We start from the raw sequence: 15,721 nt of genomic DNA on the forward strand, positions 1-15,721 counted from the left end.
GAGGGACATGGGAGACAACGGGTCGTCCGGCCGTGACGCGGCGGGCTGGGCGGCGCTGGACCGCGCGGCAGCCGCCGGCGACATCGATCAGGTCACCGCGCTTCTCGGCCGTGGTGAGGACCCATTGGCCACCGGGCCGGACGGGCGCAGCCCTTACCAGATCGCGCTGGCGGCGGGACACCTGGAGGTGGCGACGGTGCTTCGCGCGGCGGAGGACGCCGCCAGCGGTGATCCGGTGGATCGCGGCTGGCGGCCGTACTGCCGGGGGTATCTGCTCGGCGCGCTGCGGAGGTTCCCGGCGTGGCGGGAGGAGACGGACGGCGACCCGCTCGGCGACGACGCCGTGGTGTACCTGCACGACGACCTGAGTGTCACGGTCACCCCGTGGCCCGGTGATGGCGTGCTGTTCGATGGTACGGCCGACGGTTGGGCCGCCTTCTGCACCGGACAGCTGGGCTTCGCCGTGCCGGATGATCTCGCACTGGCCGCTGCGGCCAAGGCCGCCGAGGGTCCGGCCGACGGATGACCGTGCCATCTCGGGCCGACCCCGCCGCCGTACCCTCGCTGGCGGGCGCGGTGCGGAGCCACGCGAGCGCCCGTCCCCACGCACCCGCCGTACGTCAGGGGAAGACCACCCTTGGCTACGCCGAGCTGTGCCACCGGGCAGCCGGACTACAGGCGGCGCTCTGCGAAGCCGGCGTCGGCCAGGGCGATGCGGTGGTGGTGGCGGCACGGGGCCTGGTCGACCTGGCGGTCGGCGCCGTGGCCGTGTCCGGCCTCGGGGCGGTGTTCTGTCCGCTGGACCCGGACGACCCGCGCACCGATGGGTACCTGGCGCTGGTACGTCCCCGCGCGATGGTCCTTTCGCGTGCCGCGGACGCCCGGGGCGGTGCCCATCAGGTGGTCTTCCTCGACGGGACATTCGACTCACCGTCCGACGGCCCGAACCTGGTTGACGCCAGGTGGGACGAGGGCCTGCTGGTCGAGTCGGAGCGCCACGACGCACTGGCCCGGCTGCGCTGGAGCGGCCTGCTCGCCGGGGCGGCGGCGCTCGCGGATCGGATCGGCGTGGGTGTGGGGGGCCGGATCGCCGTCGTCGCCGCGCCACACACCGATCTCGCCCTGTTCGGGCTCGCGAGCACGCTGCTGCGCGGTGCCACGGCGATCTGCCCGGGGCACCCGCCCGCCGAGGGGGACCGACTGCGCCGGATCGTCGAGCAGGCCGACGTCACTGTCCTGGTGAGCGCCCCTCGGGCGCTCGCGGTCCTGGTGGACGTCGCCGCAGCCGACGGCGTCCGGCTGCCGGAACTGCACACCGTGGTTCTGGTCCGAGACCAGATTCCGCGCCGCCTGCTGGGCTCGCTGCGCAACGTCGTCCGAGCCGACGTGCGGTTGTTCGACGCTTGGGGTGCGGCCGAGACGGGCACCATCGCCGCAGTGCGGGAGCTGGATCCCACCGACCGGGGCACCTGTCCGATCCGCTTCGAGCGCCCGCTCGGCGGTTTGTCGATCACCGTCGGCCCCGACGGTGAACTGCTCTGCGCCGGTGCCCCGGTCGTCACCGGCCACCTCGGTCGGCCTGACCTCGACCGCGCCGACGGGTACGCGTACCCAACCGGCGACCAGGGCCGGGTGCTCGCCGACGGTGCCCTGGAACTGGCGGTGCCATCCGGCGTGACGCCGGTCCGCTTGAACCAGGTGGAGAGCCTTGTCGACGGCTGGCGTGACGTCCGGATAGCTCGGGTGGTCGAGACCCCCGGCGGGGACGTGGCGGTCTTCGCGGAGACCGCCTCCGGGACCCGTATCGACCCTGCGGACCTGCGTGCGCATCTGGGGCTCACGCTTCCGGAGCACCTGCTGCCGACCCTCGTGATCACCGTTGGGGCCATGCCGGTGACGCCGAGCGGCCGCTCGGACCGGGCTACCCTGGCCACGCGCGCGGCGGTGCTGACCCGACGCTACCGTGCCGCTGATCTGCCCAGCCCGGGCGCGGAGCGCATCCTGAACGCCGTCGCCGGCGCACTGGGCGTGCCCGGTCTCGATCCCGAGATGAACCTGTACGACGTGGGGGCGACATCCCTGGAACTGATCCGGTCTGTCAGCGCCCTCGAAGAGGAACTGGGTTTCGAGGTGGATCTGGACGAACTGCTGGAGGTCCCAAGGGTGCGTACCCTGATCGATCAGTACGAAGCGGCCCGGCCGGTGGCCGACGCGGCGAGACCTGGCCGGGGAGAAACATGACAGTGCAACTGACGACCGAACATCTGCGGCTGACGCCCGTCGATCTCGATCGCGACACGCCGTACCTGCACCTCGCCTACCGCGATCCGGCCGTGATGGGTCCCTGGCTGGACCAGGATCCGACCGGCAGCCCGGAGGAGACGCGGCGGCGAATCGCGGATCGGGGCAGCCTGCCCGGTGCGTGCCAGTGGTCGATCCGCCGCCGCGACGAGCAGGAGGTGCTCGGCCTCATCGAGCTGATCGGGGCCACTGCCGTGCCAGGGTTGTCATGGATGCTACGGCAGGAGTACTGGGGGCGCGGCATCCTGGGCGAGGCTGCCCCGGCGGTGGCGGACCACCTGCTCGGGCCGGCCGGTCTGGCCCACGTCGAGGCCTGGGTGGACAGCGACAACCCGGCGTCCGCAGGCGTCGCTCGCCGCGCCGGCCTGACCGAACGTGGCCGGTTCGCCCAGGCCGGACGCGACGGTCGGCCACGCGAGACCGTCATCTTCGGCCGGTCGGCTGAACCGGCCTCGGCCGTGGTGTACGCGGTCGAGGTCGTGCTGCCGGTCCGCGACGTCGATGCGACCGTCGCACTGCTCGTCGCGGCGCTGGGCGGCCACGAGACCTACCGTCACGGCGAGCCCACCCGGCGGGCCGGGCTCCGCCTGGGCCCGTGGTCCACGAGCCCGGGCGTACAGGTCGCCCACGTCGTGGAGAACGCGGTCGCGCCGTGCACCCTCTACGTGCACTGCGCGGCGCCCGTGGCCGACCGGTACGCCCGCGCCCGCGACGCGGGTGTGAACGTCGTCGATGAGGTGCAGGCACGGCCGTGGGGGCGAACGGAGTTCACCTTCCGCCTGCCCGAGGGCCACCTCGTCGTGGTGGGCGGGCCGGGTTGATCGACGACGGATACCCGGTGGCCGACCGGTCCTTGGCCGGTGCCGTGAAAACGCCCTGGTTGCGTGGCTGGGGCACCCAGGACGCCGAGGTGAGCCTGGTGTGCCTGCCCCACGCGGGCGCCGGTGGCTCGATCTATCACCGCTGGCGGCCGCAGTTGCCCGCCAGGATCGGTCTGTACGCAGTGACGCTGCCGGGTCGGGAGGACCGGTTTGGTGAGCCGCTGCTACCGACCATGAAGAGCGTCGTCGATCAGCTCGTGCCACAGCTGCTGGCGTCTGTCCCGCGACCGGTGGTCCTCTTCGGACACAGCTTGGGCGGGATGATGGCGCACGCGGTCGCGCGTCGCCTCGAGGATGTGGGAGTGGCCGTCGCCCATCTAATGGTCTCCGGCTGCCGCCCGGTGAGCGCACGGCGGATGGCACATCTGCGCGACCCGGAGTTCATCGCCGCCCTGGACGACCTGGGCGGCATTCCGCAGGAACTGATCCAGGCACCGGAACTGCTGCGGATCTTCCTGCCGGCGCTGCGCGCCGACGTTCGCCTCGCCGAGGAGGCCCGGCTCGATCCCGACCGCCCGGTGCGTTGCCCGGTGACCGCGCTGGGTGGCACCGCGGACCCTCAGGTGCCCTGGGACGACCTCCTGCGCTGGCGCGGATACACGACCGGCGAGTTTCGCGCCGTCTCTTTCGACGGCGACCATTTCTTCGTCGGCACAGCCGAGGAAGACGTTCTCGCACTGGTGCGAGCGATCACGGACGGGGTGACCGGATGAGTACGGGCTCGGGCTTCTACGCCGGACGGCGGGTGACGGTGACGGGCGGGGCATCCTTCATCGGTTCGCATCTCGCCACGGCCCTGCTGAGGGCTGGCGCGAAGGTGACCATCGCGGACAACTACTCCAGCGGAACCACGGAGAACCTGCGAGAGATCGCCGCCGACGTCGAGGTGCTGGAACTCGATCTGCGTTCTCCGGACGACGCCCTGCGCGCCTGCGCCGGCGCGGAGCTGGTGTTCCACCTTGCGGCGGCACACGGCGGGCGCGGGTACATCGACTCGCACGCCGACGCCTGCGCAGAGAACTTCCTCATCGACCAGCACGTCTTCCGCTCCGCCGTGCGCTCTGGCGTCGACCGCGTCGCCTTCGCCTCCTCGGCGTGCGTCTATCCGGCCGCGCTGCAACAGCCACAGACGCACCGGGCGCTGCGGGAGGACCTGGTGGGCCCGCCATACGACCCCGACGGCATGTACGGCATGGCGAAGCTCTGTGGGGAACTGGTGCTACGGGGCATCGCGGAGCAGCACGGTGTCGGGGCGGTGTCCTGCCGTTACTTCACCGCCTACGGGCCACGCTGCGGGGAGTCGCACGCCATCATGGCGATGATCGCTCGGGCGTTCCTCGGTGCTGATCCCTTCCAGGTATGGGGCGATGGCACCCAGGTCCGTACCTGGATCTACGTGGAGGACGTGGTACGCCTGACGATGCTCGCGGCCGAGCACGTCAGCGATGGCAGCGCCGTCAACATCGCCACCGACGAGATGTACACCGTGCGGGACGCCGCTGAGCTGGTCCTGCGGGTGACCGGACACGAGGCGACGATCGAGACCCTGCCGCACATGCCGACCGGTCCGCTGTTCCGCACGGCTGACCTGGAACGTTCGACCACGTTGTTGGGTGCGGTGCCCCAGGTGAATCTCGCCGAAGGTGTCCGTCGCACCGCCGAGTGGTACTTCCGTAGCAAGGAGCGCGGCACGATCGCCCGCGATCTGCCCGCCCTGCTGGTCGAGCGCGGCTGAGTGTCCAGTGCGCGGTGTCCAGGGCGTTGGCGAGGCTAGGCCGGGCGCAGCAGGGTGAGCTGACGCAGGTGGCTGCGGATGGTGTCGGTCATCAGGCCGAGCTGATTGAGGCAGGTGACGATCTTCGAGAACATCAGTCGGCGGAAGTCAGCCATCGCCGGGTCTTCTGCGGCGTACGCGATGCCGGCGTCGACGTCGAGGTCCAGCCGTTGCCAGACCTCTTCGAGCCGGAATCTGCGGGCCATGAGCAGGGCGGACTCCATGACGAACTCTTCCCGTTCTCGCAGCTCACGGCTGCTGAGCTCGGCGTACATGCCCTTGAGCGCGAGCACCCCGAAAGCCACGTGACGCGCCTCGTCCCGGGCGACCAGTTCGGTGATGCGGCGGATGACGGGATTGAACGAGCGAGCATGTTCGATCCGGAAGACCGCCAGGGCCAGCCCTTCGACGATGATCTGCATACCCAGGTAGATGACGTCCCAGCGGCTCTCGGAAATGACGTCGCCGAGCATCTCCTGTAGCGCCGGGTTCACCGGGTACGAGTTGCCGAGCAGCGCCAGATACTTCGCGTACACCTCCACGTGGCGCGCCTCGTCCGCGACCTGAGCGCCGGCGTAGAGCTTCGAGTCGATGTCGGGCACCACCTCGACCAGCCGGCTGGTGGCCAGCAACGCGCCCTGCTCTCCGTGGAGGAACTGACTCGTCAGCCAGGAGTGGTACTCCCAGTTGAAGGTGTCCCAGAGCTCCGGTGGCACGGGGGACTTCCGACCGCCTACCTGCAGCGGAGCCGCGCTGAACCCGGGCCGGCGCGTCACCAGCGCATCGAAGGAGAGGTCGACGGACCAGTCGATGTCCGTCGTGGCGTTCCACTGCGCGGCCTTGCCCTGCTCGTACAGGCGCCGCATGTTGCTGTTCGTCGACTCGTAGTCCCACGTGAACTGGGCCGCGAAGCTGCTGTCGATCGAGGTCGTCCGGTCGGACAACAGAACCTCCCGGGGTGGGCTCGTTGATCGAATGTAAACCCGCTGATGCGTCAGCTCAACCGCCCGGAGAAGTTGGCTGCCAACGGTGTGTCATTGTCGGAGGCGTGGCTGTGCAACTGGGAAGACACGTGGTCGATCCGCCGGTGGTGCTCGCGCCGATAGCCGGGATCACGAACGCCGCGTTTCGCGGGTTGTGCCGTGAGCAGGGCGGCGGGATCTACGTCTGCGAGATGATCACGACGGTGGCGCTGGTCGAGCGGAACCCGAAGACGCTGCGGATGATCGCGTTCGGGGCGGACGAGCGCCCACGCAGCCTCCAGCTCTACGGCACCGACCCGGAGACCACCGCCGCCGCCGTCCGGATCGTGGTGGAGCGGGACCTCGCCGATCACATCGACCTCAACTTCGGCTGCCCGGTGCCGAAGGTGACCCGTCGTGGTGGCGGTGCGGCGCTGCCCTGGCGGCGTCGGCTCTTCGCCCGCCTGGTGCGGGCCGCGGTGGACGCCGCGTCACCCGCCGGGGTGCCGGTCACGGTCAAGATGCGCAAGGGCATCGACGACGACCACCTGACGTACGTCGAGGCGGGGCTCGCCGCTCAGGAGGCCGGTGTCGCCGCGGTCGCCCTGCACGGGCGTACGGCGGCGCAGCGGTACTCGGGCACGGCGGACTGGGACGCCATCGCCACCCTCAAGCAGGCGCTCGATGTGCCGGTGCTCGGCAACGGCGACATCTGGGAGGCCGACGACGCGCTGCGGATGGTGGCGCACACCGGAGTCGACGGCGTCGTGATCGGCCGTGGCTGCCTGGGCCGGCCCTGGCTCTTCGCCGATCTGGAGGCGGCGTTCAACGGCTCACCGCAGCGTCGGCTGCCGAGCCTCGGCGAGGTGGCGGTGACCATGCGCCGGCACGCCGAGCTGCTGGTCGAGCAGTTCACCGTTGGCGCCCGCAACCCGGCCCGTGGTGAACGGGACGGCTGCACCGACTTCCGCAAGCACGTCGCCTGGTATCTCAAGGGCTTTCCGATCGGCAGCGAGCTGCGCCGCTCCCTGGCGATGATCGACAGCCTGGCCCAGCTGGACGACCTGCTCGGCAAGCTCGACCCGACGGTGCCGTTCCCGGTGGAGACGCTGGGCCAGCCGCGCGGCCGTACCAACTCACCCGGCAAGGTCTTCCTGCCCGACGGCTGGCTGGCCAGCCGCGACGACGACACCGTTCCGGAGGGCGCCGAGCTGGACGACTCCGGCGGCTGACACTCCGCACCCGAGACGCCGAAGGGCCGACCCAATCGGGTCGGCCCTTCGTGGTGTTCGGTTGTCAGGAGGTGGCGCTGTAGCCGCGGGTGGCGATCCAGTCGGCGAGCGTGTCGATGCTCATCCGGTAGGAGGCCTGGGCGGGGTTGGCGGAGTCGGCGATGGTGACCGTCTCGCCGCCGTCCCGGTAGCCGACGACGCTGATGTAGTGGCCGCCCTCGAAGCTGTGCACGACACCGTCGGTGTCCGTGGCGGTGCCGGCGATGTTGGCGACCACGGCACGGCCCTCATCGATGGTACGGACCACATCGTCGCGCAGCTTGTCGGTCTGCTTGTCGTCAGCCCTGGTGCCGGGGACCTCGACCGACTTGTAGACGTCCTTGCCGGTCTGCTTGTTCAGCACCGGGGTGATGTCGTTGATGGAGTCGGTGCCGGCCTCGGTGGTACGCATCTCCTTGGCCATGGCGTCCACGTCGATGTTCTTGCCCTGCACGCTCAGCGCGTTACGGGCGGCGGCGGGGCCACAGTAGTAGAAGTTCGGCTGCGCCTCGTAGCGCACGTTGAGCTCACGCTCGCCGGACTTGCGGTCGGCCTGCACCACAGCGCTGGCCTGGACACCCGGGGTGGCCTGGGCGGCGATGGCGGGGCCGGCGATCCCACCGGCGGTGGCGGCGGCAGCGGCGATGGTCAGAGCGGTCTTACGCAGGATGGTGGTAGCCATGATGATTCACCTTTCGATCGGGGGTGCGCGGCTCCGCCCGCGATGGGGGATGCGGGTCGGGCCTGCGTGAAAGGGGAAAGTGCTACGACGTTCGTCCGGCGCTCGGTGCTCGGGACGTGTTGTCCGGGAGGATGTAACGCCGGATGCGCTGGGGTCATTCCGGGGGGCTCGCGGGGGGAGCGGATGTCCCGGGGGATGTAACGCCCGGCGGTGGGGGGTCATTCCGACCGGGGGTCGGCGCTCGGAGGCGCTCGCGGTTACGCCATGTACAACCGTCGGGCGGCCCCGGGGATTCCGCAGATGGGGTGGCTCCGGTCACCGCCGAACCGGACAATCAATCCGATTTCGCCGTCGACCTGCGTGTATGAGCGGGCTGATCCCGACATACGACGCAACAAGCCAACCGATGCCCGCCCTGTCCCCTCGATGACCGGCCTCAGTCTCAAGCTGTTCCGGCACGAGCTGGCGGACCCTCGGCACCGCTGACTGGCGAGCGTTCGACCGGGTGTCCGCTGGTCGACGGCTGCCGCGAATGGGGAACCGGCGTCGCCGGCTGCGGCCAGGGCACCTCGGGGCTGCGGTGGTACGCGATGCCCGCGGTGGCCCAGCGCGGCCCGTGCCCGGCCAGCCGGGCGCGGAACGACTCCCAGTCGTGCGTCGAGCGGGGTGACCAGCCCAGTTCGGCGATGGCGGGCAACCGGGGGAACAGCATGAACTCGATCTCGGTGAGGCTGGTCACCGACTCGGTCCACAACGGCGCCTCCACGCCGAGCACCGCCTCGGCCGGTACGCCGACCAGATGGCTGGCGGGATCCCAGTCGTACGCCTGGCGTACGTCGATCAGGCCGGCCCAGTCGTGCCCGATCGGGGTGTCCGGGGCGTACCTCATGTCGAGGTATGCGTGGTTGGCGGGGGAGAGGATCAGCCGGGCCCCCCGGCGGACCGCCTCGGCGGTCACCGGGTCATCGCCGGTCGTACCCCACCACTGGAGCAGCCGCCGGTCGGCGTGGGCGGCGGGGGCGATCTGGTGCCAGCCGATCACGTCGCGGCCCAGCGCGGCGACGATGCGCTGCACCCGTTCGACGAAAGCGGCGTACACCTCGGCGGGCACCTTGAACGCCTCGTCGCCCCCGATGTGCAGCCACCGCCCGGGGGTGAGCGCGGCGATCTCCCCGAGCACATCGGTGACGAAGTCGTACGTCCGCTCGTTGGCCGGGTCGACGTAGCTGAAGCCGACGTCGGTGCCCGTGTACGGCGGTGGCGCGACCCCGTCGGGGGCCAGTTCGCCGTACGCGGTCAGCGCGGCGTGGGTGTGACCGGGCAGGTCGATCTCGGGGATCACGGTGATGTGCCGGTCGGCGGCGTACGCCACGATCCGTTGGTAGTCGGCCTGGGTGTAGTACCCGCCGGGGGCGTCACCGACCGCGCCGGCCCCGCCGGTGGTGGCCAGCCGGGGCCAGGAGTCGATCGCGATGCGCCAGCCCTGGTCGTCGGTGAGGTGCAGGTGCAGCCGGTTGAGTTTGTAGCGGGCCAGGTGGTCGATCACCCGCAGTACGTCGGTGACGCCGAAGAAGTGCCGGGCCACGTCGAGCATCGCCCCCCGGTGCGGGTAGCGGGGGCGGTCGAGGATCGACCCGCCGGGCAGCATCCAGCGTTCGGTGACCGGGGTGGCGTTCTCGACGGCGGGCGGCAGCAGTTGCCGCAGCGTCTGCACCCCGTACCAGAGACCGGCGGCGGTGCCGGCGGCGATGCGTACGCCGTCGGTGGTGATGTCGAGCCGGTAGCCCTCCGCGCCGAGGGTGGCCTCGCCGCTCAGTTCGAGGGCGATGCCGCCGGCCGGGACGGGCGTGGCGGTGTCGGTCACCGGAAGCGGATATCCGGTGGCCGGGCGCAGCAGCGCGGCGAGGTGTCCGGCGACTGCCACGGCGGCCGGATCGGCGCTGACCCGGATCACCGCGTCGTCGGCGAGCAGATAGCCGGCCGTGGCGTCGGGCTCGATGCGTTCCGGAGCGGGCACCACGTCGCCCAGCCGGATTGCCGTCGCCGGTGCGAGCAGCGCCGCCGCCGTCCGCTCCGCCGCCCGGGCCAGCTCCCCGGCGGTACGCCCGACCGCCTGGGCCGCGGCGTCCGCCGGCGCGCCGCTGTCGCCGGTGCGGGACGGGTCGAGTGGTTCCGGTGCGGCGGTGGGGGCGGACACGAGGACTCCCGGGGGTGTATTCGCGGTGGTTGTGGCAATGGATGGGGAGGTGGTCACGGAACGTGCCGTCCAGCGTACGGGGAGGCCGGCAATTGCGTGAATGTGCGCGTGGAATCGTTCCCAACAACTGTCCTGAACGCGGACGGTCGTGATTGCTGTGCCCATTGTCACCGAAAGCTCCCGGGCTGCGCGTTGGTCGCTTAGCCTTCGCCCACCGATCGGCACGGCCTCCGGATTACCAGGTGGTGGATCCGGGGTATCTGAAAACTTAACCTTCGTTAAGTGTCAATCCGGGCGCGTGGGAGGCTCTGGTGGCAGCGCAAGAGACGGTTGAGCACAAGTACGTCTACGACTTCGCCGAGGGCAACAAGGATCTCAAGGACCTGCTCGGCGGCAAGGGGGCGAACCTGGCCGAGATGACGAATCTCGGCCTGCCGGTGCCGCCCGGCTTCACCATCACCACCGAGGCGTGCAAGGCGTACCTCGCCACCGGTTCGGTACCGGCCGGGCTGGCCGACCAGATCGCCACTCACCTGGCGGCGCTGGAGCGCGAGATGGGCCGACGCCTCGGCGACCCGGACGACCCGTTGCTGGTCTCCGTACGCTCCGGGGCGAAGTTCTCGATGCCCGGAATGATGGAGACCGTGCTCAACGTCGGTCTCAACGACCGTTCGGTGGTGGGACTGGCGGCCCAGGCGGGGGGCAACGAACGATTCGCCTGGGACTCCTACCGGCGGCTGATCCAGATGTTCGGCAAGACGGTCTGCGACGTGCCGGGCGAGGAGTTCGAACACGCGCTCGACGAGGCCAAGCGCGCCCGGGGCACCACCGACGACCTCGATCTGGACGCGGCTGACCTGCGTGAGCTGGTCGGCACGTACAAGAAGATCTTCAGCAAGCACACCGGGCGGGAGTTCCCGCAGGAGCCGCGCGAGCAACTGGACCTGGCGGTACGCGCGGTGTTCGACTCGTGGAACGCCGAGCGGGCGGTGGTCTACCGTCGGCAGGAACGCATCCCGGCCGATCTCGGCACCGCGGTGAACGTGGTGGCGATGGTCTTCGGCAACCTCGGCGCCGACTCCGGTACCGGCGTGGCCTTCACCCGCGACCCGGCCAGCGGCGTCCAGGGCATCTACGGCGACTATCTGGCCAACGCGCAGGGCGAGGACGTCGTCGCCGGCATCCGCAACACCGTGCCGTTGCAGGAGCTGGAGCGGATCGACAAGGAGTCCTACGACGAACTGCTGGACTACATGGCCCGGCTGGAACGGCACTACCGGGACCTGTGCGACATCGAGTTCACCATCGAGCGCGGCAAGCTGTGGATGCTCCAGACCCGGGTCGGCAAGCGCACCGCCGCCGCCGCGTTCGTCATCGCCGGTCAGCTGGTCGACGAGGGTTTGGTCGATCTCGACGAGGCACTGCACCGGGTCAACGGCGCCCAACTGGCCCAGCTGATGTTCCCGCGTTTCCAGCTCGACCACGAGTTCCAGCCGGTCGCCACCGGCATCGGCGCCTCACCGGGCGCTGCGGTCGGCAAGGTGGTGTTCACCTCGGCCCGCGCGGTCGAACTGGCCGCCGAGGGCGAGCCTGTCATCCTGGTCCGCCGGGAAACCAACCCCGACGACCTGAACGGCATGATCGCCGCCAAGGGCATCCTCACCTCGCGTGGCGGCAAGACCAGCCACGCCGCAGTGGTGGCCCGGGGGATGGGCAAGACCTGCGTCTCCGGCGCCGACGAACTGGACATCGACGTACCGAAGCGGCGGTTCGTCGTGGCCGGACACACGGTCACCGAGGGTGATGTGATCTCCATCGACGGCACCACCGGCAAGGTGTACCTGGGTGAGGTGCCGGTGATGCCCTCCGAGGTGGTGCGCTACTTCGAGGGCGAGGTCGACCCGGCGACCACGAACGACGCCCTGGTCCGGGCCGTACACCGGATCATGTCGCACGCCGACGCCAACCGGCGGCTGGCGGTGCGGACCAACGCCGACACCGCCGCTGACGCGGCCCGGGCCCGACGCTTCGGCGCCGAAGGCATCGGACTGTGCCGCACCGAGCACATGTTCCTCGGTGACCGTCGGGAGCTGGTGGAACGGCTGATTTTGGCCCGCGACCCGGCCGAGCGGGACGACGCACTTGCCGCGCTGCTGCCGTTGCAGCGGGCGGACTTCGTGGAGATCTTCCGGGAGATGGACGGGTTGCCGGTCACCGTCCGGCTGATCGACCCGCCGCTGCACGAGTTCCTGCCGCCGCTGGAGCAGCTCGCGGTCAACGTGGCGGTCGCCCAGGAACGCGGCGAGGACGTCGCCAAGGAGGAGGCGCTGCTCGCGGCGGTACGCCGGATGCACGAGGAGAACCCGATGCTCGGGCTGCGCGGCGTACGCCTGGGTCTGGTCATCCCCGGCCTCTTCGCGATGCAGGTCCGGGCGATCACCGAGGCCGCCGTGGAGTGCGCCCGCCAGGGCGTCCGGTCCTGCCCGGAGATCATGGTTCCGCTGGTCGGCGCGGTCCAGGAGCTGGAGACGGTACGCACCGAGGCCGAGCGGATCATCGCCGAGGTGGTCGGCGGCAGCGATGTCGACGTGCTGATCGGCACGATGATCGAGGTGCCCCGGGCGGCGCTGACCGCCGGGCAGATCGCCGAGGCCGCCGAGTTCTTCTCCTTCGGCACGAACGACCTGACCCAGATGGGCTGGGGCTTCTCCCGCGACGACGTGGAGGGAGCGTTCTTCTGGCGCTACCTGGAGCTGGGCATCTTCGGCATCTCACCGTTCGAGTCCATCGACGCCGACGGGATCGGCCGGCTGGTACGCATCGCCGCCGAGGAGGGCCGGGCGGCCCGACCCGGGCTCAAGATCGGAGTCTGCGGCGAGCACGGCGGTGACCCGGACTCGGTGCACTTCTTCCACTCCGTCGGCCTGGACTACGTCTCCTGCTCACCGTTCCGCGTGCCGGTGGCACGGTTGGAGGCCGGCCGCGCCGCAGTGGTCACCACCGGCTCGGACAGCCGCTGACCGCACCGCCCTGCGACCGCGCCGCAAGCGCGACCGCCCGCAAGGCAGCAAGTTCGGGGATGTTGCTGTGTTCCGCAGCCCGCGAGGCAGCAACATCCCCGAAGTTGTCGCACGTCCGCTCGTCCGCATGCACGTCCGCTCGTCCGCTCGTCTGTCCCCGCACGTCTGTTTGCTCGGGCACGTGTGGGCGTGTGTGCGGCAGGGGGCGCGGGTCAGATCGGGGGGCGACGCCAGGTTGATGACGGGTCACGGCGGGGGCGCTGGTTCGGCATCGTGGCCATCGGGGTGCGTACCGCCAGCGGAGCGTGCGGATCCGCCTGGCGGGGCAGCAGGGTCGGGCGGCGGCAGGCGGCCAGGGCCGGGCCGGTGCGGCGGACCACCCCACGGGCCTCCTCCCGCAACGCCGCCAGATCCGCTCCCGACTCGGCGACCAGGGTCAGCAGAGCGTCTCGACCGGCCGGATAGGTGACCACGCAACCGGCCGCCGTGTGCACCACGGATTCGTGGAACTCTCCCTGCCGCACGGTGGCCGCCATCCGATGCCCGAGGCCGAAGCTGGCCGCAGCGAGCGCCGCCAGGTGGGTGGCGTCGGTCGTGGGCAGATCGCTGGAGATGAGCAGGCCGTCCGTGCCGGCGAGGACCGTGCCGGCGACCTCGGGACGGCGTCGACGCAGCCCCCGCAGTTCGGTACCCATCATCGTCTCTGCGTTCACGAGCGTGTCTCTCCCACCGGTCGTGTTTGCGCTGCAACGGGTGACGTTCCGCGATGGCGACGCTACCCGTGGATGACGAAGAGTGCGATCCCGTCACCGTCGGCAATCGGGCGACAACTCTCGTCTGATCGGAGGATGTGGACCCGCCGGGCGCAGGTCGCCGACGCGCCGAACCGAGCCCACGGGCGTAACCTGACTTCGCCCATGGACCGTCTTCGCGAAGGGGTGGCCGGATGGAATCGCGTGCCGAGTTGTCAGAGGCTGTCGGAGTCGCGGTGGCGGTGTCCGGATGACCAGCGTATGGGAGAGCCTGACCATCGACGCTCGGGACCCGGGGCGGCTGGCCCGCTGGTGGGCTGAGGCGCTCGGGTACCAGGTGGTCGAGGAACGGCCGGACGAGGTGGAGATTCGGCAGAGCATCGACCGGTTGCCCGGCATCGTCTTCGTTCCGGTGACCGGCGTCAAGGAGGGTAAGAACCGGCTGCACCTCGACCTGCGCCCGGCCGACCGGGAGGCCGAGGTGGAACGGCTGGTCGACATGGGTGCCCGGCACGTCGACATCGGCCAGGACGGCGACGACTGGACGGTGTTGGCCGACCCGGAGGGCAACGAGTTCTGCGTACTGCGGCAGCGTGGAAATTGAGTGCTGCGTCCGGTGAGCCGGACGCGGCGCGTCGGGTGGCGGAGCCGGTCAAGGACCCGGAGCACGGCCGGTCGCCGTACGAGCGGGACCGGGCGCGGGTGCTGCACTCGGCGGCGTTCCGTCGGCTGGCCGCGAAGACCCAGGTGCACACCGCCGGCACCGACGACTTCCTGCGTACCCGGCTGACCCACTCGCTGGAGGTGGCCCAGATCGCCCGGGAGATGGGTGCCCGGCTGGGCTGCGATCCGGACGTGGTGGACACCGCCGGGCTGGCGCACGACCTCGGTCACCCGCCGTTCGGTCACAACGGCGAGAGCGCGCTCGACGAGTTGGCCGCCGACTGCGGCGGCTTCGAGGGCAACGCCCAGACGCTGCGCGTGCTGACCCGGCTGGAAGCCAAGGTGTACGGCCCGGACGGGACGTCCGCCGGGCTGAACCTGACTCGCGCCTCGCTCGACGCGGTCGGCAAGTACCCGTGGACCCGCCGACCTGGCCGGCGCAAGTTCGGGGCGTACGACGACGACCTGCCCGCCTTCGCCTGGCTTCGGCAGGGCTCCCCGGCCGGGGAGCGGCGCTGCCTGGAGGCGCAGGTGATGGACTGGGCGGACGACGTGGCGTACTCGGTGCACGACGTCGAGGACGGCATCCATGGTGGGTACCTCACGCTGGAGCCGCTGCGCGCCGACTCCGACGAGCGGCTGGCGCTCTGCGCCGACGTCGCCGCCGTCTACTCGACCGAGTCGCCCGACTACCTTGACCAGGCACTGGCCGAGTTGCTCGCCGACCCGGTGCTCGACCCGCTGATCGGCTACGACGGCAGTCATCGAGCCCAGGCCGCGCTCAAGGCCACCACCAGCGTGCTGACCGGTCGGTTCGTGGCGACCGCCGTCGCCGCCACCACCGAACGGTTCGGCCCGGGACCACACCGGCGGTACGCGGCCGACCTGATCGTGCCCCGGCCGTTGCGCGCCCGGTGTGCGCTGCTCAAGGGCATCGCCCTGCGCTACGTGATGCGTCGACCCGGTGCGCAGGGCCGCTACCAGCGGCAGCGGGAGATCGTCGCGGAGCTGGTGGCGACCCTGGCCGCGCGGGCACCGGAAGCGCTCGACCCGGTTTTCGCCCCGCTCTGGCGGGACGCACCCGGCGACGACGCCCGATTGCGGGTGGTGATCGACCAGGTAGCCTCGTTGACCGATCCCGCCGCCGTGGCCTGGCACGATCGTCTGATCAGAAGTTGACTCCGGCACCCGGGGTAGGCCGGCCCGCCGCGAGTGAGG

At 70.7% G+C, this 15,721-nt stretch carries 13 protein-coding genes; 9 read left to right on the plus strand and 4 right to left on the minus strand.

Annotated features, from left to right (window positions below; all coding sequences use genetic code 11):
- Positions 1–7: 7 nt before the first annotated feature.
- The 5 genes from Vlu01_RS08435 to Vlu01_RS08455 are packed head-to-tail and all read left to right on the plus strand — an operon-like array spanning position 8 to position 4,917.
- The gene (locus Vlu01_RS08435) at positions 8–526 is read left to right on the plus strand and encodes an ankyrin repeat domain-containing protein (protein ID WP_203996291.1); all 519 of its coding nucleotides are present in this window, start codon (positions 8–10) and stop codon (positions 524–526) included.
- On the plus strand, positions 523–2,241 hold the full coding sequence (locus Vlu01_RS08440; RefSeq protein ID WP_203996294.1) for a non-ribosomal peptide synthetase: 1,719 nt from the start codon (positions 523–525) through the stop codon (positions 2,239–2,241). The genes Vlu01_RS08435 and Vlu01_RS08440 overlap by 4 nt, the downstream gene beginning before the upstream one ends.
- A complete protein-coding gene (locus Vlu01_RS08445) occupies positions 2,238–3,122 on the plus strand; it encodes a GNAT family N-acetyltransferase (RefSeq protein ID WP_203996296.1) in 885 nt (294 codons plus the stop codon). Before Vlu01_RS08440 ends, Vlu01_RS08445 begins: the two co-directional genes overlap by 4 nt.
- A gap of 17 nt (positions 3,123–3,139) precedes the next feature.
- Complete coding sequence (locus Vlu01_RS08450) at positions 3,140–3,895, plus strand: thioesterase II family protein (protein ID WP_203996298.1); 756 nt, start codon at positions 3,140–3,142, stop codon at positions 3,893–3,895.
- Positions 3,892–4,917, plus strand: a complete 1,026-nt coding sequence (locus tag Vlu01_RS08455) for an NAD-dependent epimerase/dehydratase family protein (RefSeq protein WP_203996300.1) — start codon at positions 3,892–3,894, stop codon at positions 4,915–4,917. Before Vlu01_RS08450 ends, Vlu01_RS08455 begins: the two co-directional genes overlap by 4 nt.
- A 35-nt stretch (positions 4,918–4,952) precedes the next feature.
- Here the strand turns inward: Vlu01_RS08455 and Vlu01_RS08460 are convergent, their stop codons facing one another.
- Positions 4,953–5,900, minus strand: coding sequence for a ferritin-like domain-containing protein (locus Vlu01_RS08460; RefSeq protein WP_239095783.1), 948 nt, complete (start codon positions 5,898–5,900; stop codon positions 4,953–4,955).
- Positions 5,901–6,004: 104 nt separating this feature from the next.
- On the opposite strand from Vlu01_RS08460, the gene dusB reads away from it, so the two are divergent.
- Positions 6,005–7,150, plus strand: a complete 1,146-nt coding sequence (gene dusB / locus Vlu01_RS08465) for a tRNA dihydrouridine synthase DusB (protein ID WP_239095784.1) — start codon at positions 6,005–6,007, stop codon at positions 7,148–7,150.
- Positions 7,151–7,214: 64 nt separating this feature from the next.
- Here the strand turns inward: dusB and Vlu01_RS08470 are convergent, their stop codons facing one another.
- Both Vlu01_RS08470 and Vlu01_RS08475 read right to left on the minus strand, forming a co-directional pair.
- Positions 7,215–7,871 carry a C39 family peptidase gene (locus Vlu01_RS08470; protein ID WP_203996302.1) on the minus strand — a complete coding sequence of 219 codons (657 nt, stop codon included), beginning with the start codon at positions 7,869–7,871 and terminating at the stop codon, positions 7,215–7,217.
- 442 nt (positions 7,872–8,313) lie between these two features.
- Positions 8,314–10,125, minus strand: a complete 1,812-nt coding sequence (locus Vlu01_RS08475) for a beta-N-acetylhexosaminidase (RefSeq protein ID WP_373307318.1) — start codon at positions 10,123–10,125, stop codon at positions 8,314–8,316.
- 254 nt (positions 10,126–10,379) lie between these two features.
- On the opposite strand from Vlu01_RS08475, the gene ppdK reads away from it, so the two are divergent.
- Complete coding sequence (ppdK, locus tag Vlu01_RS08480) at positions 10,380–13,088, plus strand: pyruvate, phosphate dikinase (RefSeq protein WP_203996304.1); 2,709 nt, start codon at positions 10,380–10,382, stop codon at positions 13,086–13,088.
- 212 nt (positions 13,089–13,300) lie between these two features.
- On the opposite strand, the gene Vlu01_RS08485 is transcribed toward ppdK, so the two are convergent.
- Positions 13,301–13,801, minus strand: a complete 501-nt coding sequence (locus tag Vlu01_RS08485; protein ID WP_203996319.1) for a roadblock/LC7 domain-containing protein — start codon at positions 13,799–13,801, stop codon at positions 13,301–13,303.
- 289 nt (positions 13,802–14,090) lie between these two features.
- Here Vlu01_RS08485 and Vlu01_RS08490 point away from each other — a divergent pair, with 289 nt between their 5' ends.
- Together Vlu01_RS08490 and Vlu01_RS08495 are read left to right on the plus strand one after the other, a co-directional pair.
- The gene (locus Vlu01_RS08490; RefSeq protein ID WP_203996321.1) at positions 14,091–14,444 is read left to right on the plus strand and encodes a VOC family protein; all 354 of its coding nucleotides are present in this window, start codon (positions 14,091–14,093) and stop codon (positions 14,442–14,444) included.
- Positions 14,441–15,682: a deoxyguanosinetriphosphate triphosphohydrolase gene (locus Vlu01_RS08495; RefSeq protein WP_203996322.1), complete on the plus strand. Its 1,242-nt coding sequence runs from the start codon at positions 14,441–14,443 to the stop codon at positions 15,680–15,682. Before Vlu01_RS08490 ends, Vlu01_RS08495 begins: the two co-directional genes overlap by 4 nt.
- Positions 15,683–15,721 lie beyond the last annotated feature (39 nt).

The sequence above is a fragment of the Micromonospora lutea genome, assembly GCF_016863535.1.
Classification (GTDB): Bacteria; Actinomycetota; Actinomycetes; order Mycobacteriales; family Micromonosporaceae; genus Micromonospora; species Micromonospora lutea.

Excerpts from the sequence above, each read along its gene's own strand:
- Vlu01_RS08435 (WP_203996291.1), top strand. The coding sequence starts at position 8 with ATGGGAGACAACGGGTCGTCCGGCCGTGACGCGGCGGGCTGGGCGGCG.
- Vlu01_RS08440 (WP_203996294.1), top strand. The coding sequence starts at position 523 with ATGACCGTGCCATCTCGGGCCGACCCCGCCGCCGTACCCTCGCTGGCG.
- Vlu01_RS08445 (WP_203996296.1), top strand. The coding sequence starts at position 2,238 with ATGACAGTGCAACTGACGACCGAACATCTGCGGCTGACGCCCGTCGAT.
- Vlu01_RS08455 (WP_203996300.1), top strand. The coding sequence starts at position 3,892 with ATGAGTACGGGCTCGGGCTTCTACGCCGGACGGCGGGTGACGGTGACG.
- Vlu01_RS08470 (WP_203996302.1), bottom strand. The coding sequence starts at position 7,871 with ATGGCTACCACCATCCTGCGTAAGACCGCTCTGACCATCGCCGCTGCC.
- Vlu01_RS08490 (WP_203996321.1), top strand. The coding sequence starts at position 14,091 with ATGACCAGCGTATGGGAGAGCCTGACCATCGACGCTCGGGACCCGGGG.